This window comes from Streptomyces sp. NPDC004126, from assembly GCF_050275515.1.
Lineage (GTDB): Bacteria > Actinomycetota > Actinomycetes > Streptomycetales > Streptomycetaceae > Streptomyces.
Window position 1 is genome coordinate 160,517 of sequence record NZ_JBNNPF010000005.1, and the last position, 26,356, is coordinate 186,872.

Genomic DNA, 26,356 nt, shown 5'->3' on the forward strand with positions numbered 1-26,356 from the left:
CAAGTCTCTGGTCCCCCGGCGCCTTCGACAAGACGGCGCGTGAGGTACTACCGGCGTGCAAGGCGGTCCGCGGGGAAACTCATGGCGTGCAGCAGGCCTCGCGAGCCCCCATGGGTCTCGGCCATCGTCTCTCCCCCGCTTCTCGCCGGACCCACCCGCAGATCTCGTGCTCCCGTCAGGGAGTCCGCCTGATCCGGGCGGCGGAGGTGCCCAGGCCGGTGGGGCCGCGCAGGACGGTGGCCACGGGGATGCGGCGGGTGCGGAAGTCGGTGTAGCGGCCGGTGCGCAGGTGCCAGGCGTGGTAGCCGGACATCCAGTCGCGGAGCCGGCCGACGTAGCGGGCGAGGCCGTCGAGTTCCACGGCACCCAGGTCCAGCTCGGCGTAGAGGGCGGGGAGTTCGGTGCTCACCAGGTGTTCGAACTCGTGCAGGCGGGCGGTAAGCAGGTCGTTGACGGTCTTGACAGCCTGGGGCAGGGTGCAGTCGGCGAAGCGGAGCAGGGCGAGCACGCCGTTGGTGACCTCGTGCTCGTACTCGGTCTCCACCTGGTAGGAGACCACGTCGTTGAGCCAGCCCGCCCAGTCGGCGATCGCGGTGTTCACCCGCCGCATCGAGGGGCTCTCCATGACGGCGTCCGGAACGAGTCCGCCGGAGGTGTGGTCGACCAGGTCGGTGCAGACGCCCACTCCGATGGTCAGGCGCCGCATCTCGGCGTGGTCCACCACCTCCGGCACCCGGTTCTGCATCAGGTTGAGGACCTCCCACAGCGCCGCATCGGCGTGTTTGCCGATGCTGGCCGACAGGCTGTGCCGGAGCCTGTCGGGGAGCGAGGGGGCGGTGCGCCTCCACACGTCGGCGAGCGCGGCCTCTGCTGGGTTGGACGGGACGGGCATCGTCAGGCCGTCCGGCGGGGCGAACCGCGTGAGCCGTTCGGTGAAGGCCCTGGCGCCAACCAGGTCGCGGCGCCGTTTGAACACCTCGACCAGGTAGTCGTCCAGGAAGAACCCCCAGGCGTACCAGTTGTTGATCAGGTCCAGTTCGGGGGCGGGGGCGTCGGGGTTGATCAGGGCGCCGAACAGCCCGTAGTCCGCGGAGTCGACTGCCTGCTCGCTCCAGACGCCCAGTCCGGCCGCGCTCAGCATGCCCATCCCACGGATCCACTCCTTGTTGCGGATGCGGGCGCCCTCCAGATCGGGGTTCACCCGGGCCGGCCACGGCATGTGGAACTCGGGCAGGACGAGCTGCTCCTGCGGACGACCGGGGAGTTGGCGGTAGCTGCGGGCTCGACGGTCCAGCCGGCGGGCGGTGAGGCCCAGGCGGGCGGCGGCGGTGCCGATGCCGGTCGGGACGAGGAACGACAGGGGGCCGGCGGAACCTGCTGCCGGCCGGGCGCCGCCGTGGTCGGCGGGCAGGTAGCGGCCGCCGGGGCGCAGGGCCCATTCCAGGTTGCCGGCCATCCAGTCCTGCAGCCCCTGCACGTACCGCAGCACCGCCGTGCGCGTGGCCGGGTCGAGCCGGTGCTCTTCGAAGGCGGCCGGGAGTTCGGTCGCCGCGGTGTTCTGGAACTGGTGGAGGCGGTCGGTGACGACGTCGTCGAGGAAGTCGGCCGCCTCCTGGGTGCCGCAGCCGAGGAAGTGCCGGGTCACCGTGACACCGTTGTTGACCTTGCCCTCGGCCATGTCGATGTCGTAGGAGATGATGTCGTTCTGCAGCCCCTGCGCGTCGGAGAACGCCGAGATCAACACCTGCAGGGTGCGCTCGCCCACCATCGCGGGCGGCAGCTCCATCCCCAGCGCGTGTTCCAGGAGCTGGGCCGACCACGGCATGCCCCCGACCGAGCGGCGAAGCGCCAGGTACTCCAACGGGTCGAGGACGCGCTCGCCGTCCCGGCCCAGGTGGTACAGCTCGCGGAGTGCTTCCTGCGCCATGTCCCGGACGGTGGCGACGTAGCGTTCCAGCCAGGGCTGCGTCTTGCCGGGTGTGGTGCGGGCCCACAGGCCTGCCAAGCCGTGCTCCAGCGGGTTCTCCGGTTCGGCCGGCGGCGGCGAACCGTCGGTGGGCATGAACCGCAGCAGGCGCGACAGGTAGTCCCGGGCATCGCGGAGCTGCACTGCCGACCGGTACGCCTGGGGGAAGTAGTCGTCCACGTACCAGCCCCAGATGTACCAGTTGCTGATGAGGTTCAACTCCTCGGCGGGTGCGTCGGGATGGGTCCAGGCGGCGAACAGCGCGAAGTCCATGGCGAGGAACCGCTCCTCGTCCCATACGGCGGTGGACTGACCCGCGACCGGATCGAGCATCCCCACCTGTCGGGCCCAGACGAGGTTCTGGGCCCGGGCCGCGTCCAGGTGCGGGTTCAACCGCGCCGGGTACGGCATGTAGAAGTCCGGCAGCGTGATGGACGGCATCGTCAAGTCCTTGGAAGGTCGTGGTCCCCGGTCGGGCGGATGGCGAGGTTCGAGCCGCCGCGGCCACCGGGGCCCCGGCCCGGCAGTCATCTCTGTCCGGTCCACTGCTCGTGAGGAACTGCCGCTCCATGACCGCCAGTTCCACCACCGTCAGCCGTGTGGTGCCGATGCTACTCAAAGTGACGGGTGGGCGTCTCCGCGTTCATCCAGTGGCGGCCACCTCGCTGGTTCCGACTCCCGCCCTTCGCGCTCTCCATCGCCCGCTGACCACCCATCCGACCGCCACGACCGCACGCACGCCAACTCCCGCTAACCGAGACGCACTTGCCCGGCATGTTTCTCCGATGCCCAATCAACAACCTGGCTCCGCACCAAAGTCACTCATCGGACACATCGGTCGTCATCCCTCTTTGCCACCCCGAAGGGATTCGAATCCCCGGGCGCCGGAAGGAATGTCCACTTTCTCCAAACACAGAATTTCCACAATGGTAACGATCAGATAACCGGCCTACCCGGAATGTCCGTTCCAGGGTCTCTGCTCCAGCGTCGCTCGAGTACTGTCCTCACCGGTGAGAGGCCAAGAGTCGAATCACCGAGCAGAATTCCGGGCCGCAACCAGGCGGCCCAACGGGGGAAGGTCCAGCTTTGCGTTTTGCTGTCGTGGACGGCTATTCGACAGGCCGCCTACTTGTCGCGATGCTGCGGAATCGCGGCGTCACATGTCTGCACGTTCAGAGCCAGCCCGAGATGACGGAGGCTTTCCGCGGAGGATTCCGCGCCGCCGACTACGAGGTCGACATCGCATACGAACCGGACGTCGAGGTCCTCGCGGCGCGCCTGCGGGAGGAGAAGGTCACCCGCGTCATCGCCGGCACCGAATCCGGCGTCACGCTGGCCGACACGCTGAGCGACCTGCTCGGCCTTCCCGGCAACGCGCCGGAGTTCACCGCTGCCCGCCGGGACAAGGCCCTCATGGCGGATGCCGTACGGGCAGCAGGCCTGGCCACGCCCCTTGGCGCCACCGTGGCCTCGGCGCCGGAGGCCGTCGCCTGGTACGAGCGGGAGCGGCTCACCGACGTCGTCGCCAAGCCGCTCAAGAGCGCCGGTACGGACAACATCCGGTTCTGCGAGGACCGGGCGCGCCTCTCCGAGGCGTGCGAACACATCCTCGCCTCGGCCAACCTGTACGGCGAACCGAACGCCGCCGTCCTGGTCCAGGAGCGGCTGCACGGCGTCGAGTATTACCTCAACACCGTCTCCCACCAGGGCCTGCACCGTACCGCCGAGCTCTGGCGGTACGTGAAGTGCGAGGGGGCCGGCGGCGCCCCGGTCTACGACTACGAGGAGCCGGTCGAGGCCGCCGGGCCGGACGGCCGGATGCTGCGCGCCTTCACCCACGGCGTCCTCGACGCCCTGGGTATCCGCTCCGGCGCGGCCCACACCGAGGTGATGGTGACCGCGCGCGGCCCGGTGCTCATCGAGACCGGGGCCCGGCTCGGCGGAGCTACGATTCCGCACCTCGTGGAGAAGTTCGCCGGCGTCTCGCAGGCCTCGCTCTTCGCCTCGGCCCTGGTCGATCCGGCTTCCCTGCACGACTTCGACGACGAGAGCGTCCGCTGGAAGGGCGCGCTCCGCATGGTCTCCCTCATCAACCACACCGCCGGGGTCATCCGCTCCGACCGGTGGATGTCCGTACTGGAATCACTGCCCACGCTGGCCGCCTCCAGCTACTCCGCGGCCGTCGGGGACCATCTGCCGGAAACCGTGGACCTGCTGACCGCGCCCGGCTACGTATACCTGGCCGCGGACCGCCTCGCCGATGTCGAGCGGGACTACGAGGCGCTGCGGGCGCTCGAACGCCAGGGCCTGTACACCGGCTGATCCCATGGGGCCGGCCGCTGCAGGCCCCCGGCCCCGGGCTTCCGGCCGCCCCCGCCCCCGGCCGCCCCCGGCCGCCGGCCGCCGGCGCCACCCTTCCCGTGCCGCCGCCGCGGCGCCGCATGCCCCGGAGCGGGAATTCCGGACCGGCACATTCCGGCAGGCCGTCCACCCCTGCCGCCCTTTCCCGGACCACTTCACCGGACCGTTCGGTCCGTTCTGTGCGGCCGGGCCGTCCAGTCGATCCCGAATTCGGCTGCACACCCCCTTCCCTTTCTTGACCTTCCGCCCCCACATTCCCTATTCCATTTCCTCTGTCCCTGTTCTGTTCCCTGTTCCAATGGCGAAATCCGGGAGTACATCATGGAGTTCGTGGCACCTGCTATGAACCTGCGCTATGGAAGCGGTACCGAGGCTCTCAAGGAGACCCGTGACGCTTTCGTGAAGGACCGCACCTCGGACGTGGTCCTCCCCACGTTCGACGAGATCGTGTCGAAGTACCCCACTTTCGCGGGGGCCACCTCGACCTTCGCCTCCGGCTCGGTCATCCAGGGTTGGGCCCACGCCAACAGCGACCTCGACATGTACGTCGTCACCGAGGACGCGGTCACCGTCGACGACTCGTTCGAGTTCTTCGAGCGCAGCGTGTCGTGCGAGGTGCCGGCCATCAAGATCGTCATCGGCCAGTTCGACGCGTTCCGCTCCGACATCGAGCTGTGGCGGACGAGCCAGATCGACGAGATCATCGGCCGGTACGCCGGCAAGACCCCGAGCCAGGACGCGCCGGAGCTCGGCAAGCGCGAGCAGGACATCCTGTACCGGCTCTCGGTGGGCAAGCCCATCCAGGGCGAGGCCTGGTGGACCGAGCGCAAGGCCGCCATCCACGCCTCCTGCTACGGCAACTGGATGGCCGAGAACCGCAAGCTCATCGCGGAGACGTACCTGGAGGACGCGGGCGGCCTGCTCATCTCCGGCGACCACGAGACCGCCGTCCTGGCCGTCTACGAGGCCTTCACCGGTTCGGTCGAGGCGCTGCTCGCCCTCTACGGCGACTACTGCGTGAACCGCAAGTGGCTCCAGCGCCGGGTGGTGGACTTCGCCCCGGCGGAGATCACCGCGGCCGAGGCCTGGTCCCTGTTCTCGATGCAGGGCCTGCACGAGTCCCCGGAGGCATGGGTCCGGAACGCCGCGCGCGTCTCGCAGCGTCTGCTCGCCGCGGTGGAGAGGAAGACGGCATGATCACCGACGGCTGGATCCCGCAGCGCGCGTACGCCACGTACACCCGGCGCTCGCCCACCGGCATGCTCCTGGAGACGTACCACGACGGGTACGAGATCAACGAGACCGGTGTCTTCATCTGGTCCCGCGTCGGCAGCGGCGTGACCGTCGGCCAGATCGTCGAGCAGGTCGCCGAGGCCTACTCGGTCGACACCGCGCTCGCGGCCTCCGCCGTCCACGACTTCCTGACGGTGCTGGTCGAGCGCGGGTTCATCGAACAGGCCGAGGGCGAAGCGGACGCGGCCGAGTAGCCGCCGCAGCAGCACGTTCCACATCAGGCACCCGCCGGCAGTGGCGGGTGCAACGGGGGAAAGGAGTACGGCGTGGGCATTCCGCGTCCGTTCGATTCGGTTCGCTACACCGTCGGCCGAGAGTTGGTCCTCGACCTGCTCGACGAGGCCCCGGACAGACCGCCGGTCGCAGAGCGGCCCGGATACCAGCAGTTCACCAAGGAGCTCAGAGCCCACGCCGACCGCCACCTGGACGGCACGCCCGGGTACTTCCTCCTCTCGGGCCTCGACCACCTGACCGAGGACCAGGCCCGCCGCTTCGCCCCGCTCGCCTCGGCCGCCCTGGGGGACCTGCTCCCCCAGGACGGCCGCGGCACCCTCCTGCGCGAGGTCCGCGACCGCGGGGTGGAACTCGGCGAGGGCCTCACCGGGCGCTACTCCGACACCCGCCACGGCGGGAACCTGCACACGGACTCCCCCCACCGCCCCGGTACGGTGCCCGACTGCTTCGCGCTCTACTGCGTGCACCAGGCGGCCTCCGGCGGCTCGCTCGTCCTGGTCGACCTGCGGGACCTCACGGCCCGCCTCGGCGACCGGCCGGACCTGCTGAAGTCCCTCGAACAGCCGGTGCACTTCGACTGCCGCGACGACACGCCGGGGGCGCCGCGCACCGTGGTGCGCCCCGTCCTCCAGGACACCGGCGGTGGCACGTACCGGGCGCACTACCTGCGCGAGTACATCGAGATCGGCCACGGCCACGAGAGCGTCACACCGCTCACGGCCGAGCAGGTCGAGGCCTTCGACGCACTCGACGCGCTGCTCGCCGATCCGGCGCTCCAGCAGACGGACCGGCTGCGCGAGCACGAGATGATCTTCATCGACAACCGTGCGGTCCTGCACGGCAGAACGCCCTTCACCGACGGTCCCGTCGAGGCGGCCAAGCGCCTGATGCTGCGGACCTGGATCACGTTCCGCTGACGTAGCCCCCCACCCACACCCTTCTCCTCAACGGAGGTTGCCGTGAAGCCTGCACACGTCACATTCCGCCAGCTCATCGCCCGCGGCGAACTGGTCCGCCTGGCCGGCGCGCACTCGGCGCTCGGCGCGGTACTCGCCGAGCAGTCCGGCTTCGACGCCATCTGGTCGTCGAGCTTCGAGGTGTCCGCGGCACGATGTCTGCCCGACGCCAGCGTCCTGACGATGACCGAGTACCTGGAAGCCGCGAGCCGCATGCAGAAGGCGCTGTCCATCCCGGTCGTCGCCGACTGCGACACCGGGTACGGCAACAACCTGAACGTCGCGCACATGGTCCACGAGTACGAGGACGCGGGCATCACCGCGGCCTGTATCGAGGACAAGGTCTACCCGAAGATGAACAGCTTCGCCGAGGTCCAGCACTCCCTTCTGGACACCGAGGCGTTCGCGCGGAAGCTCGCGGTCGCCAAGGGCGCCCAGCGGACGGACGACTTCTACCTCATCGCCCGGACCGAGGCCCTGATCAGCGGTCTCGGCGTGGACGAGGCCCTGGAGCGCTGCAACGCCTACGCCGACGCCGGCGCCGACGCCGTCCTGGTGCACTCCAAGGCCCGGACGGAAGAGCAGATCGTGGACTTCCTGGACCGGTGGGACGGCCGCTGCCCGGTGGTCGTCGTCCCCACCACCTACCCGTCCTGGTCGGCCGCCGACGCCGCCAAGCGCGGTGTGTCCGCCGTCGTCTACGCGAACCAGGGGCTGCGGGCGACCGTCAAGTCGCTGCGCGAGACGTACCAGGAGATCTACCGGGCCGGGACCTCGCTCGCGATCGAGGACGAGATCGCCTCGGTCTCCGAGATCTTCGCGCTGCAGAACCTCGACGAGTGGCAGGCGCTGGAGAATTGATAGCGACGGACGACTTCTGCGACAGTCTCGCCGCCCGCGGGATCGACCTCGTCTCGGGCGTGCCGTGCTCGCACTTCGCCGGTCCGATCGTCCGGCTGACGCGTGAGGGCCGGTACGTGGCGGCCGCCAACGAGGGCGCGGCCCTCGCCATCGCCGGCGGCGCGGCCGCGGCGGGCCGCCGGTCCGCCGTCATCGCCCAGAACTCCGGCCTGGGCAACCTGATCAACCCGCTCACCTCGCTCCACATGACGTACGGCATTCCCACGCTGGTCTTCATGAGCCTGCGGGGCTGGCCGGATCCCGGCCAGGACGAGCCGCAGCACGCCGTGATGGGGGTGTCGACGCACGCCCTGCTGGACGCCGTCGGCGTGCCCCACGTCACGGTCCGGGCCGGCGAGACCGGCCTGGAGCGCGCGCTGGACGCCGCCGAACCCGAACTGCGGCGCGGCCGCGCGGTGTTCGTACTCACGGAGAAGGGCGCCGTCGCGGGCTGCCGGACGAGCACGCCGCCCGGGGCGCGGCTGACCCGGATCGACGCGCTGCAGGCGATGCTGCCGCTGCTCGACCGGGTGCCGCTGATCTCCACGACCGGCTACACCTCCCGGGAGCTGTACGCCGTCACGGCCTCCAAGAGCCACTTCTACATGCAGGGCTCGATGGGGCACGCCGGCGCCTTCGGCCTGGGCGTCGCCCTTTCCCGCCCCGCCGATGCGGGACCGGTGGTGGTGCTGGACGGCGACGGGGCGGCGCTGATGCACCTCGGCACGTTCTCCACCGTCGGCGCGACGGCGCCCCGGCAGCTGGTCCACGTCGTCTTCGACAACGGGGCGTACGAATCCACCGGTGCCCAGCTGACCACGTCGGCGACCACGGACTTCGCCGCCGTCGCCCTGGCGACCGGATACGTGAGCGCACGCACCTGCACCACGGCCGGGGAGACCGCGGACGCACTCGCGGCGGCCCTCGCCTCGGCGGGGCCGCACCTGGTCGTCGTCCGCGTGGGCAGCGACGGCTCCGAGGCGCCGCCGCGGGCCACTTCGGCGATGACCGCGCAGGACATCCGGCTCGGTTTCGGCACCGCGCTGGAGGCCCGCGAGCCGTGGCCGCCCGCGCTGTCGGACCGGGTGGCGGCGGAACCGGCGGCCGCGCTGGAACCCGCGGCCGCCGAGCCCCCCGCCGGGTGGCCGCCGGCCGGGCCCGAAATCATCAGCGGGCCCGGCTCGGCCGGCCGGCTCCCGGAGGTGCTCGACGCGTCCGGGGCCCGGCGGGTCCTCGTGGTGGCCTCCGACCGGGCTCTGGCCCGGTCGGGCGTCCTCGGGCTGCTGGGCGACCGCCCGCACCGGGTGTTCTCCGGGTTCCGCGCCAACCCGGATCTGGATGACGTACTGGCGGGCTGCGCGCTGCGCGACGACTGGGGGCCGGATCTGGTCCTGGGCGTGGGCGGGGGCAGTGCCCTCGACGTCGCGAAGATGGTCCGGATCCTGCCCGCGGACCGCACCGCGGCCCTGGACCAGCTGCACGGCCGGGCGGCCGGGGAGGTGCGCCACCGGGTGTCCGGGCCGCTGGTCCTCGTCCCGACGACGGCCGGTACCGGCAGCGAGGTGACCCAGTTCGCCACGGTGTTCGACGGCGACCGGAAGCTGTCGCTCGACCACGAGTGCGTGACGGCGGACATCGCGGTCGTCGACGCCCGGCTGGCCGGGTCCTGCCCGGCCCACGTGACGAGCAGCTGCGCATTCGACGCCCTGTGCCACGCGGTCGAGTCCTACTGGGCCCGCCGGTCGACCCCCCGGTCGCGGGAGCACGCGGCCCGGGCCCTGCGCCTGCTGCTGCCGCTGACGCTGACGGGCGGTACCGGGATCACCGCACCGACCGCCGGGGAGCGCGAGACGCTCGCCACCGCCTCCATGGAGGCCGGCAGGGCCATCACGATCACCCGGACCACGGCCGCACACGCCTGCGCGTACGCGCTCACCCGCACGTACGGCGTCCCGCACGGCGTGGCCTGCCTGCTCAACCTCCAGTGGCTGTACGCGTACAACCGGGAGCACGCGGCGAGTGGCTGCACGGACGCCCGCGGCCCGGAGTTCCTGGCCGAACGGCTCGCCGAGCTCGACGAACTGACCGGGGCCGGCGGTGCGGCGGGCGGCAGCGCGGCGCACTTCGGCCGGATGCTGACCGAAGCCGGCTGGTCGAACCGGCTGCGCGACCACGGCGTGCCCCGGGACGGCCTGCCGGAGCTCGTGGCCGGGATCTCCTCGGTACAGCGGGCGGCCAACAACCCGGTCCGCCTGGACGAGGCGGCGGTCCTCGCCGCGCTCGAAAGCATCCACTGAACCGCACCCGCACCGCCCGCACCCGAAACCGGAGAGGAGCCCAGCCGTGAACGAGACGGCCCGGTACGGAGCGTGGACCTCCCCGGTCTCGGCCCAGGGCGCCGGCACCCGCCGGTTTTTCGTCGGTCGGCCGACAGAAGTCCGGGCGCGGCCCGCACGGCGGCCGGAGAACGGCGGAGGGCCCGTGGCGCTCGTGCGCCGCGGGCCCTCCGCTCAGCCGTCCGGCTCCGGGCTATTCGCCCCGGCGCAGGCTCGGCTTCAGGTCCTTGAAGCGGGCCAGCAGGCCGTTCACGAAGGCCGGCGAGTCGTCCGTGGAGAACTCCTTGGCCAGTTGCACGGCCTCGTCGATCGCCACGACGTCCGGGGTCTCGTCGACCCAGATCAGTTCGTAGGCACCCAGCCGCAGGATGTTCCGGTCGGCGACCGGCATGCGGTCGAGCTCCCAGTCCACGGCGTAGGTGACGATCAGGTCGTCGATGCGGTTCACCTTGTCGGCGTAGCCCTCGACGAGGTCCATCGTGAAGGCGCTGACCGGCGGCTGCCGGTCGTCCGACCGCGAGTGGCGGATCCAGTCCGCGAGGACCTCGCGCACGGGCACGCCGCGCTGGTCGGCCTCGAAGAGGATCTGGAAGGCGCGCTTGCGCGCGTTGCTCCGGGCAGCCACGGTTAGCTGTTCACCCGGCCGAGGTAGGCGCTGGTGCGGGTGTCGACCTTGATCTTCTCGCCGGTGGTGACGAAGAGCGGGACCTGGATCTCGTGGCCGGTCTCCAGGCGGGCGGGCTTGGTGCCGCCGGTGGAGCGGTCGCCCTGGACGCCCGGGTCGGTGTGCTCGATGGTCAGCTCGACGGCGGCCGGGAGCTCGACGTAGAGCACCTCGCCCTCGTGCTGGGCCACGGAGGCGGTGAAGCCCTCGATGAGGAAGTTGGCGGCGTCGCCGACGGCCTTGCGGTCGACCATCAGCTGGTCGTAGGTGCTCATGTCCATGAAGACGAAGTAGTCGCCGTCCATGTACGAGAACTGCATGTCACGGCGGTCGATCGTGGCGGTGTCGACCTTCGTGCCGGCGTTGAAGGTCTTGTCGACGACCTTGCCGGAGAGCACGTGCTTGAGCTTGGTGCGCACGAAGGCCGGGCCCTTGCCGGGCTTGACGTGCTGGAACTCGACGACGGACCAGAGCTGGTCACCGTCGAGCTTGAGCACCATGCCGTTCTTGAGGTCGTTCGTGGAAGCCACGGTTGCGGAATCTCCTGCACTGGAAGACCAGGGATGCGCGCACGGTCCGGCTGTGCGGACTAGAGCGCGAGCAGTTCCTTGGTCGTAATGGTGAGTAGCTCGGGACCGCCGTCCGCCTCGGGGCGCACGACGAGCGTGTCATCGATCCGGACACCTCCCCGGCCCGGGAGGTGAACCCCCGGTTCGACGGTGACCGGCACGCAAGCGTCCAGTTTACCCATTGCCGTAGGTGCAAGCTGCGGGTCCTCGTCGATTTCGAGGCCGACCCCGTGTCCCATCCATCCCGCGAGGGCCTCACCGTGCCCCGCCGAGTCCAGTACGGAACGCGCAGCGTGGTCCACTTCCCGGTACGCGGCACCGGGCACCAGGGCCTGCCGGCCGGCCCGCTGGGCGGCGAAGACCAGGTCGTACAGCTCGATCTGCCAGTCCGCCGGCGTGGTGCCGATCACGAAGGTGCGGCCGATCTCGCAGCGGTAGCCCCGGTAGTTGGCGCCGAGGCAGACGGAGAGGAAGTCCCCCTCCTCCACCCGCCGGTCGGACGGCCGGTGCCGGGAGCGGCCCGAGTGCGGGCCGGTGCCCACGGAGGTGGGGAACGCCGGACCGTCCGCGCCGTGGTCCACGAGCCGCCGCTCCAGCTCCAGGGCCAGATGGCGTTCGGTACGGCCGACGAGGATCGACTCCAGCAGCTCGCCGAGGGCCTGGTCGGCGATCTCCGCGGCGATCCGCAGACAGGCGATCTCCTCCTCGTCCTTGACCAGCCGCTGCTGCTCCACCGCCGTACCGAGGTCGGCCAGCCGCAGCCGGGGCGCGACCGAGTGCACGGCCCGGTGCCGGCCGACGGTGAGGTGGTGCTCCTCGACGGCGAGGGAATCGGCCCGGTTCGCCGCGGCCAGGTCGGCGGCGGCCACGGCCGGGTCGGCGCCGGGGGTGGGCAGCACGGAGACCCGCAGCCCCTCGTCGAGCCGCCCCTCGTCGGCCTCGCCGGTGGGCGCTCCGGGGCAGAACAGCACGTCCTCGGCGGGCCCGACCAGCAGGACGGCGCCCAGCGGGGACGCCCCGGCGAGGTAGCGGACGTTCGCCGGACGCGTGACCAGGGCGGCGGAGTTGCCCGCGGCGGCGCAGCGCTCGCGGAGCAGGCCCCTGCGGGCCTCGTACACGTCTGACATGTCTTCGAGCCTACGAGCGCCCCGCGCATCCGGCCCGGCGAGCGCGTCCGGACGGGGCCGGGGCAGGGCCCGCGTCCCGCCGCGGGTGCCCTACCAGCGGGGCGGGCTCGTCAGCGCCCGTGCGAGGACCTCGTCCAGGGCCCGCGCGGTGCCCTCGACGTCGAGTGCGGTGTTGTCGATGATCGGCAGCCCGGAGCCGTACCAGCCCGCCATCCGGCCGTGGATGCGGGCGACCTCCTCGTCGGAGAGCCGGCGGTTGCCGGAGCGGGCCGCGTTGCGGTCGAGGACCACGTCCAGGCCGGGCAGCAGCACGACCGGCAGCAGGGCGGGCCCCACGTGGCGCTTCCAGCCGCCGAGGCCCACCACGGGCCGGTCCGGGAAGACGGCGTCGTCGAGGATGCAGGAGATCCCGTTCGCCAGGAAGTTGCGGGCCGCGAAGCCGCAGGTGCGGCGGGCCAGGCGGTACTGGGCCTCGGAGTGCTCGTTCCAGCCGGCCTGCGGGTCCGCGAAGCCGGAGCAGACCCATTCGCGTACGTCGTCCAGGCTGATGTGCGCGGTCGGCACCGGCCGGCTGGCCGCCCAGTGCCGGGCCACGGTGGTCTTGCCCGCGCCGGCCGGGCCGATGAGCAGTACGGCGAGCACCGCCCCTCCGGTACCGGGCGGGGGCGGCACGGGCGCCGCGGCCGCGGCGGGAGGCAGCGGGATGTGGCCCGTCGCGTCGGGGACCGGTGCCACCGGCCAGCCCTGCGCAGGGGGTATCGGCGGCTGCGGGGGAACCGCCGGGTGCTGTCCCGGCGGCCCCCAGCCCCCCACTCCGTGCTGCATCCGCGCCACTCCGTCTCGTTCAGGCGACTGATGCGAGAACGTTATCTCAGGCCGTGACCTCTTCCGCCAGCGCACGCAGCGCCAGGCGGTAGGAGCCGAGCCCGAAGCCCGCGACGGTGCCGGTCGCCACGGCCGCGATGACCGAGGTGTGCCGGAACTCCTCCCGGGCGTACGGGTTGGAGATGTGCACCTCGATCAGCGGCGCGGTGCGCTGCGCGGCCGCGTCCCGCATGGCGTACGAGTAGTGCGTGAAGGCGCCCGGGTTGATGACGACCGGGATCTTGCCGTCCGCCGCCTCGTGCAGCCAGCGCACGAGCTCGCCCTCGTCGTTGGTCTCGCGGACCTCCACGTCGAAGCCGAGCTCGGCGCCCAGGGCGGTGCAGCTCTCCACGAGGCCCGCGTACGAGGTGGCCCCGTACACGTCGGGCTCGCGGGACCCGAGCCGGCCCAGGTTCGGGCCGTTCAGGACCAGCACCGGGCGGCTCACGCGGAGACCTCGCCGTACGCGGCGACCAGGTGCGCCGGGTCCGGGCCCTCCAGCACGGTGGGCTTGGCCAGGCCGTCCAGGACGATGAAGCGCAGCAGGTTGCCGCGGGACTTCTTGTCGACCTGCATGGTCTGGAGCAGCTTGGTCCACTGGTCGCCGCGGTAGGTCAGCGGGAGGCCCACCGAGGCCAGCACGGCCTTGTGGCGGTCGGCGGTGGCGTCGTCGAGCCGCCCGGCCAGCCGGCCGAGCTCGGCCGCGAAGACCATGCCGACGGAGACCGCCGCGCCGTGCCGCCACTTGTAGCGCTCGTTCTTCTCGATGGCGTGCGCGAGGGTGTGGCCGTAGTTGAGGATCTCCCGCAGGCCCGACTCCTTGAGGTCGCTGGAGACCACGTCGGCCTTGACCTGGATGGAGCGGACGATCAGCTCGGCGGTGTGCGGGCCGGCGGGCGTGCGGGCCGCCGCCGGGTCCTCCTCGATCAGGTCGAGGATCACCGGGTCGGAGATGAAACCGGCCTTGATGATCTCGGCGAGGCCGCTGACGTAGTCGTTGACCGGCAGCGACTCCAGCGCGGCGAGGTCGCAGAGCACCCCGGCCGGCGGGTGGAAGGCGCCGACGAGGTTCTTGCCCTCGGCGGTGTTGATGCCGGTCTTGCCGCCGACGGCCGCGTCCACCATGGCCAGCACGGTGGTCGGGACGGCGATCCAGCGCACCCCGCGCAGCCAGCTGGCCGCGACGAAGCCCGCGAGGTCGGTGGTGGCGCCGCCGCCCACGCCGACGATGACGTCGGTGCGGGTGAAGTTGGACTGGCCGAGCGCCTTCCAGCAGTAGGCGGCCACCTCGACGGTCTTGGCCTCCTCGGCGTTCGGCACCTGGATGGCGATCGCCTCGTAGCCCTGGTCCGCCAGGTCCGCGCGCAGCGCCTCGCCGGTCTCGGCCAGCGCCTCGGGGTGGATCACGGCGACCCGCTGGGCCTTCGTACCGATCAGAGTGCCGAGCTCGCCGAGCAGCTGCCGGCCGACCAGCACGTCGTACGCGTCGTGTCCGGCGCTGGCGCCGACGTTGATCCGCGTCACCTGGTCTGTCATACGTCCTTCAACTCCAGAGCGTCGAGGACCGCCTGGGCGACCTCTTCGGGGGTGCGGTCGTCGGTGGCCACGACGACGCGCGCGACTTCGGTGTACAGGTGGCGCCTGGCGTCCATCAGCTCGCGCCACTGGCGGCGCGGGTTGACGGCGAGCAGCGGGCGGGCGGCGCCGAGCCCGACCCGGCGCACGGCCTCCTCGACGTCCATCGACAGGTAGGCGACGGGCAGCCCGGCCAGCAGGGCGCGGGTGCCCTCGTCGAGGACGGCCCCGCCGCCGAGGGCGAGGACTCCGGTGTGCTCGGCGACGGCGGCCGCGACGGCCGCGCGCTCCAGCTCACGGAAGTACGGCTCGCCCTCGTCGACGAAGATGTCGGAGATCTCCCGGCCCTGGGCCGCGACGATGTCCGCGTCGGTGTCCCGGTAGGGGACCCCGAGCCGGCGGGCGAGCACGCCGCCCACCGTGGACTTGCCGGAACCCATGGGTCCGACGAGTACGACCAGGGGGCCGCCCGTCACCGGATCTGCAGGTTGTCGAGGTAGGACTGCACGTTGCGGCGGGTCTCGGCGACCGAGTCGCCGCCGAACTTCTCGACCACTGCGTCGGCCAGGACCAGCGCGACCATGGCCTCGGCGACGATGCCCGCGGCGGGCACGGCGCAGACGTCGGAGCGCTGGTGGTGGGCCACGGTGGCCTCGCCGGTGGCGACGTCGACGGTGGCCAGGGCGCGCGGCACGGTCGCGATGGGCTTCATCGCGGCGCGGACGCGCAGCAGCTCGCCGGTGGTCAGGCCGCCCTCGGTACCGCCGGAGCGGCCGGAGGTGCGCTTGATGCCCTCGGGGGTGGAGACGATCTCGTCGTGCGCCTGGGAGCCGGGCACGCGGGCCAGCTCGAAGCCGTCGCCGACCTCGACGCCCTTGATGGCCTGGATGCCCATGAGCGCCGCGGCGAGGCGGGCGTCGAGGCGGCGGTCCCAGTGGACGTGGGAGCCGAGGCCGACGGGCACGCCGTACGCGAGGACCTCGACGACGCCGCCGAGGGTGTCGCCGTCCTTGTGGGCCTGGTCGATCTCCGCGACCATCGCCTTCGACGCGTCGGCGTCGAGGCAGCGGACCGGGTCGGCGTCGAGCTTCTCGACGTCGGCGGGGGTCGGGTAGACGCCGTAGGGGGCCTTGGCCGCGGCCAGCTCCACCACGTGCGAGACGATCTCGATGCCCGCGACCTCCTTGATGAAGGAGCGGGCGACGGCGCCGAGGGCGACGCGGGCGGCGGTCTCACGGGCGCTGGCGCGCTCCAGGATCGGCCGGGCCTCGTCGAAGCCGTACTTCTGCATGCCCGCGAGGTCGGCGTGGCCGGGGCGGGGACGGGTCAGCGGCGCGTTGCGGCCGGTCTCCTTGAGCAGCGAGGGGTCGACCGGGTCGGCCGACATGACCGTCTCCCACTTGGGCCACTCGGTGTTGCCGACCATGATCGCGACCGGGGAGCCCTGGGACAGCCCGTGGCGGACGCCGCCGAGGAAGGTGATCTCGTCCTGCTCGAACTTCATGCGGGCACCGCGGCCATAGCCGAGCCGGCGCCTCGCCAGGTGGTCGGCCACCAGCTCGGTGGTGACCGGGACGCCGGCGGGAAGACCCTCCAGCGTCGCGACCAGTGCCGGTCCGTGCGACTCTCCTGCGGTCAGCCAACGCAACCTGCTCAACGATGCTCCTCATGCTCGCGCCTGGCACTGCGGCGACCCGTCCGGCTGCGCGGACCGGACGGCCGTACCCGAATCCTCCCACGTCCGTGCCGTCCTGCGGATCTCGGTCCAGCTGACGGACGACCGGAGGGCCCGGACGTGCGCGATCGTGCCCCGCGCGGCTATCGGCTCCCTACGCGCGGGCGTTCTGCGGGGCGTCAGTGGCGGGCGTCAGTGGCGGGCGCGCAGGGCCGCCTCGCCGGCGGCCCGCATGGCGGCCAGGGGGCCTGGGGTGCGGCCGGTCATCTGCTCGACCTGGAGCACGGCCTGGTGGACGAGCAGGTCGAGGCCGCCGAGGAGGGTGCCGCCGCGCCCGGACCACGCGGCGGCCAGGGCGGTGGGCCAGGGGTCGTAGAGGACGTCGAAGAGGGTGCCGGGCGCGTCGGGGACGGCTGCGGCGAGCTCGTCCGTGGCGCCGGCCGGGGTGGTGGCGATGACCAGCGGCGCCTGGAGCGCGCGGGCCGCGTCCGACCAGTCGGCCGTGCGGACGTCCACGCCGAGCCGCTCGCCCCACTGGCGCATCTCGTCGGCGCGGGCGGCCGAGCGGACGTACGCGGTCACCTCGCCGGTGCAGATCCGGGCGAGGGCGGCGAGCGCCGAGGAGGCGGTGGCCCCCGCCCCGAGGATCGCGGCGGCGGGCACCTTCTCGACGCCGCGCTCGTGCAGGGCGGCGATCAGACCCGGGACGTCGGTGTTGTCGCCGAGGCGGCGGCCGTCCTCGGTGAACACCACCGTGTTGACGGCCTCCACCGAGGCGGCGGTGTCGCTGATCCCGTCGAGCAGCGGGATGACCGCGCGCTTGAGCGGCATGGTCAGCGACAGCCCGGCCCACTCGGGGCCGAGGTCCGCCACGAACCCGGGCAGGGCGGCCTCGTCGATCTCGAACCGGTCGTAGGACCAGTCGTCGAGGCCGAGCTCCCGGTACGCGGCGCGGTGCAGCACCGGTGAGAGGGAGTGCTCGATGGGCGAACCCAGCACCGCGGCCCGTATCCGTGACATGTCTTGCCTACCCGCCGTTCTTCTTCTGCGCCTGGCGCTCCTGGAACTCCGCGACGAGCTTCAGGTGCTCGTCGTAGGTCTTGGTGAAGGTCGTCTTGTTGCCGTCGACCGACACGAAGAACATCCAGCCGCCGTGGTCGGGGTTGAGCGTAGCGCTCACGGCGTCCGTGCCCGGGTTCCCGATCGGGCCGGGCGGCAGCCCCCTCACGAAGTGCGTGTTGTAGGGGTTGTCGAACTTCTGGGCTTCCTTGAGGTTGAAGTTGATCTCGCTCTGGTTCTTGACGTAGTTGTACGTCGAGTCGAACTCGATCTTCTGGTTCGTGACGTCGTTGGTCTTCTTGAGGCGGTTGTAGACCACCTCGGACATCTTGCGGAAGTCGTCGTGGTTCTTGCCCTCGGCATTGACGAGGCTGGCGACGGTGATGACCTGGAGCGGGTTCTCCAGGTTCAGTTCCTTGGCCTTGGCCTCGACGCCCATCTCCGCGTACTTGTCGGCCGCGTTCTTGACCATCTGGCGCAGCAGCGACTCGGGCGTGCTCTCCTTCTTCAGGTCGTAGCGCGCGGGGAGCAGGAAGCCTTCGAGCGGGTCGATGATCTTGGGGTTGTTGCCGGCCCAGGCCGGCAGGCCGAGGTTCTTGGACTCGCGCAGGGCGATGTCCTTCGTGGTGCCCTCCGGCTTGCCGAGCTTCTTGTCGATCGCCTCGTAGATCTTGGTGTTGCGCCAGCCCTCGCCGATGGTGATGACGTTCAGCTTGGTGGGGTCGATCATCACCGCGACGGCGGCGGCCGCCGACATCTTCTTCTTCAGCGGGTAGACGCCCGGCTGGATCGACTGCCCCCCGGGCTTGGCCTTGGCCGCGTCGACGAACGCCTGCGCGCTGGCGACCACGCCGGCCTGCTTGAGGATGCGGCCCATCTGGCCGAGGCCGGCGTCCTTGGGGATCTCGACCTCGACGATCTCCTCGGTGCCCTCGCCCGCGAAGTCCTCGGCCGGGGCGAACCGGTCGTGGAGGTAGTTGTAGCCGTAGTAGCCGCCACCGCCGACGACGCCGATGATCACGACGGCGGCGACCAGGCACGCGGTGCCGCCGCGTTTCTTCTGTTTGCCGCCCTTGCCGCCCTTGGTGCGGCCTCCGGACCGGCGCCCGCGCGGCTCGTCGCCGTCGTCGGAGCCGCCGCCGGCGGGCAGGAGCGCCTCCTCGGGCTCCTCCTCCAGCGGCTCCTCCACCGGTTCCGGTTCCAGGTGGCGCAGGCCGGGCGGCTGCGGCGGCGGGTAGGCCTCGGCCGTCGTGTACAGGTCGGGGGCCTCGCCGGGGTAGGCCCCGACGGTCTGCTGCGCGTACGGGTCGGCGCCGGCGTACGGGTCGACCTGTACGGCCGCGGCCGCGTACTGGCCCTGGCCGGTGTCCCAGCCCTGGCCGTTGCTCCCGTCGTAGACGGGCTGCGGGGCCACGGGCTGAGGGGCCATCGGCTGGGCGGCCATCTGCTGGGCCATCTGCTGCTGGGCCATCTGCTGGTACTGGAGCTGCTGCGCGTAGGCCTGCTCGTCGTACTGCTGCGGATACTGCCCCGCGAACTGCTGCTGGTACTGCGACTCCTGCGGGTACTGCTGCTGAAGGTCCCCGCCGTAGGGCACCTGCGCCTGCTGCGTCTGGTGCGCGGTCCACCCCTGGTCCCCGTAGAGGGGGTCCTGGGGGTTCCACGGTTCGGAGCCGTGGCCCCGGCCATAGTCAGTCATCGGTCCCCTAGAGCCGCGAGACGAAGGCCGCGGCTTCTTTCGGCCGCGGCACCCGGTTCCGCCTCTTTGGTGGTGAGCGACGGCTGTTCGAATGCCGTCTCATCGCGCGGAACGTTACCGTATCGCGATCAGACAACCACTTCGACGCACTCACCGGGCGGATTACCTGATACCCGTTCGGTCTCAAGAGCGTTCTGGAGGATAACCACAGCGGCCGCCTGGTCGATGACCGACCTGCCCTTCTTGGCGTTCCGGCCGGAGGCCCGCAGGCCCTGGGCGGCGGTGACCGTGGTCATCCGCTCGTCCACCAGCCGGACCGTCACCGGCTTGATCCCCTTGGCCAGTTCGTTCGCGAATGCGCGCACCTTGGCCGCGGCCGGCCCCTCCCGCCCGCTGAGCGAGCGGGGGAGGCCGACCACGACTTCGAGGGGCTCGTACTCCTCGACGAGCTGCCGCAGCCGCCGGTGGGCGAAGGGGATGTCCCGGCCCGGGACGGTCTCCACCGGCGTGGCGAGCACCCCGTCGGGGTCGCAGGACGCGACCCCGATCCGGGCGTCTCCGACATCGATGGCCAGTCGGCGGCCGCGGCGCAGAGTCATCGTCAGGCCGTCTCTGCCACGAGGCGCTCGACGGCGGCGATGGCCTCGGGCACGGCGCCCGGGTTCTGGCCGCCGCCCTGGGCCACGTCCGGCTTGCCGCCACCGCCGCCGCCGAGGGTCTTGGCGGCGGTGCGGACCAGGTCACCGGCCTTGAGGCCGCGCTCGCGGGCCGCCTCGTTGGTGGCGATGACGGTCAGCGGACGGTCGTTCGCCACGGTGAACAGCGCGACGACGGCCGGGCGGTCGCCCTGGATGCGGCCGCGGACGTCGAGGACCAGCTTGCGCAGGTCGTCGGCGCCCGTGCCGTCCGGCACCTGGCCGACGACGAGGGCGACGCCGCGGATGTCCTGGGCGTTCGAGGCGAGACCGGCGGCGGCCTGGAGGACCTTCTCCGCGCGGAACTTCTCGATCTCCTTCTCGGCGTCCTTCAGCTTGCCGAGCATGGTGGCGATCTTCTCCGGCAGCTCCTCCGGACGGCCCTTGACGAGCTCCTGGAGCTGGGCTACGACCGTGTGCTCCTTGGCGAGGAAGTTGTACGCGTCCACGCCGACCAGGGCCTCGACACGGCGTACGCCGGAGCCGATGGAGGACTCGCCGAGCAGCTTCACCAGACCCAGCTGGGAGGTGTTGCCGACGTGCGTGCCGCCGCACAGCTCCTTGGAGAAGTCGCCGATGGTGACGACGCGGACCCGCTCGCCGTACTTCTCGCCGAACTCGGCGATGGCGCCCTGCTTCTTCGCCTCGTCGATGCTCATGATCTCGGCGGTGACGTCGAGCTCGCGGGAGAGCACGTCGTTGATCTTCTGCTCGACGTCGGTCAGGACCGAGCCCGGAACGGCGTTCGGCGAGCCGAAGTCGAAGCGGAAGCGGCCGGGGCTGTTCTCGGAGCCGGCCTGGGCGGCCGTGGGGCCGAGGGCGTCGCGCAGCGCCTGGTGGGTCAGGTGGGTGGCCGAGTGGGCGCGGGCGATGGCCCGGCGGCGCTTGACGTCGATGGCGGCGTACGCGGAGGCGCCCACCGTCACCTCGCCGACCTGGACGGAGCCCTTGTGCACGGAGACGCCGGGTACCGGCTGCTGGACGTCGCGGACCTCGATGACGGCACCGGTGTCGAGCTTGATGCGGCCCTGGTCGGCGAGCTGGCCGCCGCCCTCGGCGTAGAAGGGGGTGCGGTCGAGGACGACCTCGACCTCGTCGCCCTCGGAGGCGGCGGGCGCGGAGACGCCGTTGACCAGCAGGCCGACGATGGTGGACTCGCCCTGGGTGGTCGAGTAGCCGGTGAACTCGGTGGCGCCGGAGCCGTCCGCGATCTCCCGGTAGGCCGACATGTCGGCGTGGCCGGTCTTCTTGGCCTTGGCGTCGGCCTTGGCGCGGTCGCGCTGCTCCTGCATCAGGCGGCGGAAGCCGGACTCGTCCACGGTCAGGCCCTGCTCGGCGGCCATCTCGAGGGTGAGGTCGATCGGGAAGCCCCAGGTGTCGTGGAGCAGGAACGCCTTGTCGCCGGCGAGGACCGTGCCGCCGGCGGCCTTGGTCTCGGTCACGGCGGTGTCGAGGATGTTGGTGCCGCCCTTGACGGCCTTCAGGAAGGCGGCCTCTTCGGCGAGGGCGACGGTCTCGATGCGCTTGCGGTCGGTGACCAGCTCGGGGTACTGCTGCCCCATCGTGTCGATCACGACGTCGATCAGGTCCTGCACGACCGGGCCGGTGGCGCCCATGAGGCGCATGTTGCGGATGGCGCGGCGCATGATGCGGCGCAGCACGTAGCCGCGGCCCTCGTTGCCGGGGGTGACGCCGTCGCCGATGAGCATGACGGAGGTGCGCATGTGGTCGGCGACCACGCGCATCGAGACGTCGGTGCCCTGGGCGGCGCCGTACTGGACGCCGGTCAGCTCGGTGGCCTTGTCCATGACCACGCGCAGGGTGTCGGTCTCGTACATGTTCTGCACGCCCTGCAGGATCATCGCGAGGCGTTCGAGGCCGAGGCCGGTGTCGATGTTCTTCGACGGCAGGTCGCCGAGGATCGGGAAGTCTTCCTTCCCGTCGCCGGCGCCGCGCTCGTACTGCATGAAGACCAGGTTCCAGATCTCCACGTAGCGCTCGTCGTTGACGGCCGGGCCGCCCTCGACGCCGAACTCGGGGCCGCGGTCGTAGTTGATCTCGGAGCAGGGGCCGCAGGGGCCCGGGACGCCCATGGACCAGAAGTTGTCCTTCTTGCCCAGGCGCTGGATGCGCTCCTGCGGGACGCCGATCTTGTCGCGCCAGATCGTCTCGGCCTCGTCGTCGTCGAGGTAGACGGTGATCCAGAGCTTCTCGGGCTCAAGGCCGTAGCCGCCGTCCGCCACGGAGCTGGTCAGCAGCTCCCAGGCGTACTTGATGGCGCCTTCCTTGAAGTAGTCCCCGAAGGAGAAGTTGCCGCACATCTGGAAGAACGTGCCGTGGCGGGTGGTCTTGCCGACCTCTTCGATGTCCGGCGTACGGACGCACTTCTGCACGCTGGTGGCGCGGGGGGCCGGGGGCTTGGTCTCGCCGAGGAAGTACGGCTTGAACGGGACCATACCCGCGTTGACCAGCAGCAGAGTCGGGTCGTCCGCGATGAGCGACGCCGAAGGGACAACGGTGTGACCGCGCTCCTCGAAGAAGCTCAGCCAGCGGCGGCGGATTTCAGCCGACTCCATCAGTGGTCCTCATTCCGGTTGTACGTAACCGCCGAGCGATTCGAACGGTGGGTGGTCTTGTCGTTCTGGTGGTACTCGATGGCCCGCAGCCGCCGCGGCCCGGGAAGGGCGGTGACGTTGTCGGGCCGGTCGGGATCCTGGTGCAATCCCAGTGCGTCGTTCAGCTCGTCCTCGCGCTGCGACATTCCCGCCTTGACGTCGAGGGCGAAATCCTTGAGGCGGTGCCCGGCTTCCACGGCCTTGTCGGCGGCCTGGGCGGCGAGGCTCTCGGGGGTCAGCTTCTTCAGCTGGCGGTTGACCTTGGTGGTGGCCCACACACCGGCGGCGGCGCCTGCGGTGAACCAGAAGGCTCGGCGGAACATCGGCGGTCTCAGCCCTTCTGCTTCCGGCGCCGGGCGGGCGGCACCGTACGGCCGACGATCACGGTTCGCCGGGTGGTCTTCTGCGGGACGTCCTCGGTGCGGCCCAGCGCCTTGCGCACGCCGTAGCCGAAGGCCGCGACCTTGACCAGGGGGCCGCCGAAGGTGGAGGCCACGGTGGAGGACAGGGCGGAGGCGTTGGAGGTGACCTCCTGGACGTCGCTCGCGATGGCGTCGACCCGGTCGAGCTGGGTGCGCGCGGAGCGGACGGTCGTGGAGGCGTCCGCCAGCAGCGGGACGGCCTGCTCGGTGACGTCGGCCACGAGCTTGGTCGTCGCGCGGAGCACCTGCGCGAGCCGTACCAGCACCACGGCGAGGAAGGACACCAGGATGGCCCAGAAAACGGCCACGAGGATGCCGGCCACCTCTCCACCGGACACGTTGCACCGCTCCCTGATCTGCTTGCCTACGGTTTCACTACGGATCTACTGCGGAGAAAAGTCTCCCTCCGACCCTATCGCGCCGGAGATCCGCCGCAGTACCGGAATTCCGGGTCCGGTGCACGCCCCCGCGGACCCGCCTTGTACGCGGCGCGTCCGGAACAGTACTCTCCGTGTCCCATGCGACAGCGACCCACCCGACGTGCGCCGTCGGGCAATCTTCCCTCGGAGCTGAGTTCCTTCGTCGGGCGGGGTGCCGAACTCGCCGGGGTGGCGCGGCTCCTGGAGTCCTCCCGGCTGGTCACCGTGACCGGGGTGGGCGGGGTGGGGAAGTCCCGGCTGGCGCTGGCCGCGGCCCGGGCGGCCGCCGAGGAGCGCCAGGACCGCCACCGCGACGGCGTCTGGCTGGCCGAGCTGTCCTGCGTACGCGATCCCGCGCTGCTGGAGTTCACCCTGGCCGAGGCGCTCCGGCTCACGGACCACACCGTCCGCCCGCCCCGCACGGTGCTGGCCGAGCACCTGGCCGGACGCCGGCTCCTGCTGGTCCTCGACGGGTACGAGCAGCTGGCCGACGACACGGCCGGCCTGCTGCGCGAGCTGCTGCTCCGCTCCCCCGGCCTGCGGGTGCTCGCGGCCGGCCGGTGCCCGCTCGGCCTGGACGGGGAGGCGCTGTTCCCGCTGGCCCCGCCCGCCCCGGCCGAGGCCCTGGCCCTGCTGGCCGAACGGGCCGGGGCCGCCGACCCGGCCTTCGCGGTGACGGCGGCGAACCGGCCCGCGCTGACCGAGCTGTGCGCCCGGCTCGACGGGATCCCGCTGGCCCTGGAGCTGGCCGCGGCCCGGCTGCGGATGCTGTCCCCGGAGCAGGTGCTGGCGCGGCTGGAGGACCGGTTCGCACTGCTGACCGGCGGTGCGCGCGGGGCGCTGCCCCGGCACCGGACGCTGCGGACGGCGATCGGCTGGAGCCACGAGCTGTGCACCCCGGAGCAGCGGCTGCTGTGGGCCCGGCTGTCGGTGTTCGCCGGGCGGTTCGACCTGGACGCCGCCGAGTACGTCTGCGGGGGCCCCGACCTGCCGGCGGACGGGGTGCTGGACCTGGTCGGGGAGCTGCTGGCGCAGTCGGTGCTGGCCCGGGAGGAGACGCCGGCGGGGGTGCGCTACCGGATGCTGGAGACCGTACGGCTGTACGGGGCGGGGTGGCTGGAGTCCCTGGGTGACGCCGGGCGGCTGCGGCGGCGGCACCGGGACTGGTACGTCGGGCTGGCCACGTGGTGCGAGCTGGACTGGTTCAGCCCGCGCCAGCAGGAGGTGGCCGCGCTGGTGGAGGCGGAGCTGGCGAACCTGCGCCTCGCCCTGGAGTGCTGCCTGGAGGAGCCCGGGGAGCAGCACCTGGGGCAGTACCTGGCGGGCACCCTGTGGTTCTACTGGGCGGGCTGCGGCCGGCTCACCGAGGGCCGGCACTGGCTGGCCCGCAGTCTGGAGCCGGCCGCCGAGCAGGCCGGGGAGGGCGGGGAGGCCGAGGAGTACGAGGGCTCGCGGCTGAAGGCGCTGTGGGTGCTGGGGTACGTGGCGGCGCTCCAGGGTGACGCGGTGGCCTCGACGGGGGCGCTGCACGAGTGCCGGGACGGCGCGGAGCGGACGGGGAACCGGGTGGCGGCCGCGTACGCGGTGCACCGGCTGGGGTGTCTGGCGCTGGTCTCGGACGAGATGGTCCGGGCCGCCGAGCTGTTGGGCGAGGCGCTGGGGCGCTACCGGGAGACCGGGGAGCTGAACAGCAACGTGCTGATGTGCCAGGTGGAGCTGGCGATGGCGCTGGCCTTCCAGGGCGATCTGGCGGGCGCCGTCTCGCTGTGCGAGGAGGTCCGGGACATCTGCCTGGAGCGCGGGGAGCGCTGGACGAAGGCGTACGCCCTGTACGTGCTGGCGTACGCGGCCCTGGACGCGGGGGAACCGGCGCGGGCCCGGCGGCTGCTCACCGAGTGCGTGACGGTGAACCACGTGTTCCGGGACCTGGTCGGGCTGGTGCTGGCGGTGGAGCTGCTGGCGCTGGTCACCGTCACCGAGGGGGCGGCGGCCGAGGCGGCGGTGCTCCAGGGCGCGGCGGAGCCGATGTGGGACGGGGTGGGGCTGCGGCTGTTCGGGTCGGGGTACTTCAACGCGCCCCGGCTGGCGTGCCAGGAGCGGGCCGGGGAGCTGCTGGGCCCGGAGCGGTACGCGGCGCACGCGGCCGAGGGGCGGCAGCTGACGGTGGAGGCTCTGGTGCGGCGCGCGCAGTGGGTTCCCGGCCCGCGCCCGGCAACGCGAAGGCCCGCCGCCCCCCGGAGGGGACGGCGGGCCGATACCAGCCTGTGAGGGCTACGGCCGCTGGATCAGCGGGCGTAGTACTCGACGACGAGCTGCTCGTCGCAGATGACCGGGATCTCCTTGCGGTTCGGGTCGCGGTCGAGGCGGAAGGCCAGGGCCTTCAGGTTGACCTGCAGGTAACGCGGGGTCTCGCCCTCACCGGCGTAGCCACCCTCGCGGGCAACCTGGAAGGGGTGCTTCTCGCGGCTGCGCTCGCGGACCGTGATGACGTCGTCGGGACGCACGCGGAACGACGGCTTGTCGACCTTGCCACCGTTGACCTCGATGTGGCCGTGGACGACCATCTGGCGGGCCTGGTAGATGGTGCGGGCGACGCCGGCACGCAGGACCAGGGCGTCCAGACGACGCTCGAGCTCGACGACCAGCGCCTCGCCCGTCTTGCCCTCGGCCTTCTTCGCGCGGTCGTACGCGCGGGCCATCTGGCGCTCGGAGATGTCGTACTGCGCGCGCAGACGCTGCTTCTCGAGCAGACGGACCTTGTAGTCCGAGTTCTGCTTGCGGCCACGGCCGTGCTCGCCCGGCGGGTAGGGGCGGGCCTCGAAGTACTTGACGGCCTTCGGCGTCAGGGCGATGCCGAGAGCGCGAGACTTCTTGACCTTGGGTCGCTTCTGGTTCACGGGGAACCTACCTCCATGTAAGTTAGGTGA

General features: G+C 71.7%; 23 protein-coding genes. 7 read left to right on the forward strand and 16 right to left on the reverse strand.

The genetic code is table 11. The features are described 5' to 3' along the window. Window positions 1–175: 175 nt before the first annotated feature. A complete protein-coding gene (locus ACQKM2_RS07255) occupies window positions 176–2,407 on the reverse strand; it encodes a terpene synthase family protein (protein ID WP_427707319.1) in 2,232 nt (743 codons plus the stop codon). Between the two features lie 660 nt (window positions 2,408–3,067). Between ACQKM2_RS07255 and ACQKM2_RS07260 the strand changes: the two genes are divergently transcribed. From ACQKM2_RS07260 to aepY, 6 genes are all read left to right on the forward strand, one after another. Further along, window positions 3,068–4,288 carry a hypothetical protein gene (locus ACQKM2_RS07260; RefSeq protein ID WP_427707391.1) on the forward strand — a complete coding sequence of 407 codons (1,221 nt, stop codon included), beginning with the start codon at window positions 3,068–3,070 and terminating at the stop codon, window positions 4,286–4,288. Window positions 4,289–4,648: 360 nt separating this feature from the next. After that, the gene (locus tag ACQKM2_RS07265; RefSeq protein WP_427707320.1) at window positions 4,649–5,524 is read left to right on the forward strand and encodes a hypothetical protein; all 876 of its coding nucleotides are present in this window, start codon (window positions 4,649–4,651) and stop codon (window positions 5,522–5,524) included. Beyond that, window positions 5,521–5,814, forward strand: a complete 294-nt coding sequence (locus ACQKM2_RS07270) for a PqqD family protein (RefSeq protein ID WP_427707321.1) — start codon at window positions 5,521–5,523, stop codon at window positions 5,812–5,814. Before ACQKM2_RS07265 ends, ACQKM2_RS07270 begins: the two co-directional genes overlap by 4 nt. A 72-nt stretch (window positions 5,815–5,886) precedes the next feature. Beyond that, the gene (locus tag ACQKM2_RS07275; RefSeq protein ID WP_427707322.1) at window positions 5,887–6,771 is read left to right on the forward strand and encodes a TauD/TfdA family dioxygenase; all 885 of its coding nucleotides are present in this window, start codon (window positions 5,887–5,889) and stop codon (window positions 6,769–6,771) included. 42 nt (window positions 6,772–6,813) lie between these two features. After that, window positions 6,814–7,671, forward strand: a complete 858-nt coding sequence (locus ACQKM2_RS07280) for an isocitrate lyase/phosphoenolpyruvate mutase family protein (protein ID WP_427707323.1) — start codon at window positions 6,814–6,816, stop codon at window positions 7,669–7,671. After that, complete coding sequence (gene aepY, locus ACQKM2_RS07285) at window positions 7,668–10,007, forward strand: phosphonopyruvate decarboxylase (protein ID WP_427707324.1); 2,340 nt, start codon at window positions 7,668–7,670, stop codon at window positions 10,005–10,007. Before ACQKM2_RS07280 ends, aepY begins: the two co-directional genes overlap by 4 nt. Window positions 10,008–10,239: 232 nt before the next feature. On the opposite strand, the gene nusB is transcribed toward aepY, so the two are convergent. From nusB to ACQKM2_RS07355, 14 genes are all read right to left on the reverse strand, one after another. Continuing rightward, a complete protein-coding gene (gene nusB / locus ACQKM2_RS07290; RefSeq protein ID WP_427707325.1) occupies window positions 10,240–10,671 on the reverse strand; it encodes a transcription antitermination factor NusB in 432 nt (143 codons plus the stop codon). 2 nt (window positions 10,672–10,673) lie between these two features. Then, entirely contained in the window at window positions 10,674–11,240 is a 567-nt protein-coding gene (efp, locus tag ACQKM2_RS07295) for an elongation factor P (protein WP_125817770.1), read from the reverse strand. 59 nt (window positions 11,241–11,299) lie between these two features. Continuing rightward, window positions 11,300–12,406 (reverse strand): aminopeptidase P family protein, encoded by a 1,107-nt coding sequence (locus ACQKM2_RS07300; protein WP_125817771.1) that lies wholly within the window; start codon window positions 12,404–12,406, stop codon window positions 11,300–11,302. Window positions 12,407–12,496: 90 nt separating this feature from the next. Beyond that, entirely contained in the window at window positions 12,497–13,231 is a 735-nt protein-coding gene (locus tag ACQKM2_RS07305; protein WP_427707326.1) for an AAA family ATPase, read from the reverse strand. A gap of 46 nt (window positions 13,232–13,277) precedes the next feature. Then, window positions 13,278–13,718 carry a type II 3-dehydroquinate dehydratase gene (gene aroQ, locus ACQKM2_RS07310; RefSeq protein ID WP_125817773.1) on the reverse strand — a complete coding sequence of 147 codons (441 nt, stop codon included), beginning with the start codon at window positions 13,716–13,718 and terminating at the stop codon, window positions 13,278–13,280. After that, window positions 13,715–14,806, reverse strand: coding sequence for a 3-dehydroquinate synthase (gene aroB, locus ACQKM2_RS07315; protein WP_401248782.1), 1,092 nt, complete (start codon window positions 14,804–14,806; stop codon window positions 13,715–13,717). Before aroB ends, aroQ begins: the two co-directional genes overlap by 4 nt. After that, window positions 14,803–15,321 (reverse strand): shikimate kinase, encoded by a 519-nt coding sequence (locus tag ACQKM2_RS07320; RefSeq protein WP_125594200.1) that lies wholly within the window; start codon window positions 15,319–15,321, stop codon window positions 14,803–14,805. Before ACQKM2_RS07320 ends, aroB begins: the two co-directional genes overlap by 4 nt. Further along, entirely contained in the window at window positions 15,318–16,502 is a 1,185-nt protein-coding gene (gene aroC / locus ACQKM2_RS07325) for a chorismate synthase (protein WP_401248788.1), read from the reverse strand. The genes ACQKM2_RS07320 and aroC overlap by 4 nt, the downstream gene beginning before the upstream one ends. A 210-nt stretch (window positions 16,503–16,712) precedes the next feature. Beyond that, window positions 16,713–17,540 (reverse strand): shikimate dehydrogenase, encoded by an 828-nt coding sequence (locus ACQKM2_RS07330; RefSeq protein ID WP_427707327.1) that lies wholly within the window; start codon window positions 17,538–17,540, stop codon window positions 16,713–16,715. Between the two features lie 7 nt (window positions 17,541–17,547). Next, the gene (mltG, locus tag ACQKM2_RS07335; protein WP_427707328.1) at window positions 17,548–19,278 is read right to left on the reverse strand and encodes an endolytic transglycosylase MltG; all 1,731 of its coding nucleotides are present in this window, start codon (window positions 19,276–19,278) and stop codon (window positions 17,548–17,550) included. 128 nt (window positions 19,279–19,406) lie between these two features. Then, window positions 19,407–19,877, reverse strand: a complete 471-nt coding sequence (gene ruvX / locus ACQKM2_RS07340; protein ID WP_030028999.1) for a Holliday junction resolvase RuvX — start codon at window positions 19,875–19,877, stop codon at window positions 19,407–19,409. A gap of 2 nt (window positions 19,878–19,879) precedes the next feature. After that, window positions 19,880–22,549, reverse strand: a complete 2,670-nt coding sequence (gene alaS / locus ACQKM2_RS07345; RefSeq protein ID WP_427707329.1) for an alanine--tRNA ligase — start codon at window positions 22,547–22,549, stop codon at window positions 19,880–19,882. Beyond that, window positions 22,549–22,911 (reverse strand): DUF6167 family protein, encoded by a 363-nt coding sequence (locus tag ACQKM2_RS07350; protein ID WP_427707330.1) that lies wholly within the window; start codon window positions 22,909–22,911, stop codon window positions 22,549–22,551. Before ACQKM2_RS07350 ends, alaS begins: the two co-directional genes overlap by 1 nt. Window positions 22,912–22,919: 8 nt before the next feature. After that, complete coding sequence (locus tag ACQKM2_RS07355) at window positions 22,920–23,348, reverse strand: DUF948 domain-containing protein (protein ID WP_427707331.1); 429 nt, start codon at window positions 23,346–23,348, stop codon at window positions 22,920–22,922. Window positions 23,349–23,528: 180 nt separating this feature from the next. Between ACQKM2_RS07355 and ACQKM2_RS07360 the strand changes: the two genes are divergently transcribed. Continuing rightward, the gene (locus ACQKM2_RS07360; RefSeq protein WP_427707332.1) at window positions 23,529–25,697 is read left to right on the forward strand and encodes an ATP-binding protein; all 2,169 of its coding nucleotides are present in this window, start codon (window positions 23,529–23,531) and stop codon (window positions 25,695–25,697) included. Between the two features lie 17 nt (window positions 25,698–25,714). On the opposite strand, the gene rpsD is transcribed toward ACQKM2_RS07360, so the two are convergent. After that, window positions 25,715–26,326, reverse strand: a complete 612-nt coding sequence (rpsD, locus tag ACQKM2_RS07365; protein ID WP_365156943.1) for a 30S ribosomal protein S4 — start codon at window positions 26,324–26,326, stop codon at window positions 25,715–25,717. Window positions 26,327–26,356 lie beyond the last annotated feature (30 nt).

Coding starts and splice junctions, on each gene's coding strand:
- ACQKM2_RS07255 (WP_427707319.1), bottom strand. CDS start 2,407: ATGCCGTCCATCACGCTGCCGGACTTCTACATGCCGTACCCGGCGCGG.
- ACQKM2_RS07265 (WP_427707320.1), top strand. CDS start 4,649: ATGGAGTTCGTGGCACCTGCTATGAACCTGCGCTATGGAAGCGGTACC.
- ACQKM2_RS07270 (WP_427707321.1), top strand. CDS start 5,521: ATGATCACCGACGGCTGGATCCCGCAGCGCGCGTACGCCACGTACACC.
- ACQKM2_RS07300 (WP_125817771.1), bottom strand. CDS start 12,406: ATGTCAGACGTGTACGAGGCCCGCAGGGGCCTGCTCCGCGAGCGCTGC.
- ACQKM2_RS07305 (WP_427707326.1), bottom strand. CDS start 13,231: ATGCAGCACGGAGTGGGGGGCTGGGGGCCGCCGGGACAGCACCCGGCG.
- aroB (WP_401248782.1), bottom strand. CDS start 14,806: ATGACAGACCAGGTGACGCGGATCAACGTCGGCGCCAGCGCCGGACAC.
- ACQKM2_RS07330 (WP_427707327.1), bottom strand. CDS start 17,540: ATGTCACGGATACGGGCCGCGGTGCTGGGTTCGCCCATCGAGCACTCC.
- mltG (WP_427707328.1), bottom strand. CDS start 19,278: ATGACTGACTATGGCCGGGGCCACGGCTCCGAACCGTGGAACCCCCAG.
- ruvX (WP_030028999.1), bottom strand. CDS start 19,877: ATGACTCTGCGCCGCGGCCGCCGACTGGCCATCGATGTCGGAGACGCC.
- alaS (WP_427707329.1), bottom strand. CDS start 22,549: ATGGAGTCGGCTGAAATCCGCCGCCGCTGGCTGAGCTTCTTCGAGGAG.
- ACQKM2_RS07350 (WP_427707330.1), bottom strand. CDS start 22,911: ATGTTCCGCCGAGCCTTCTGGTTCACCGCAGGCGCCGCCGCCGGTGTG.
- ACQKM2_RS07360 (WP_427707332.1), top strand. CDS start 23,529: ATGCGACAGCGACCCACCCGACGTGCGCCGTCGGGCAATCTTCCCTCG.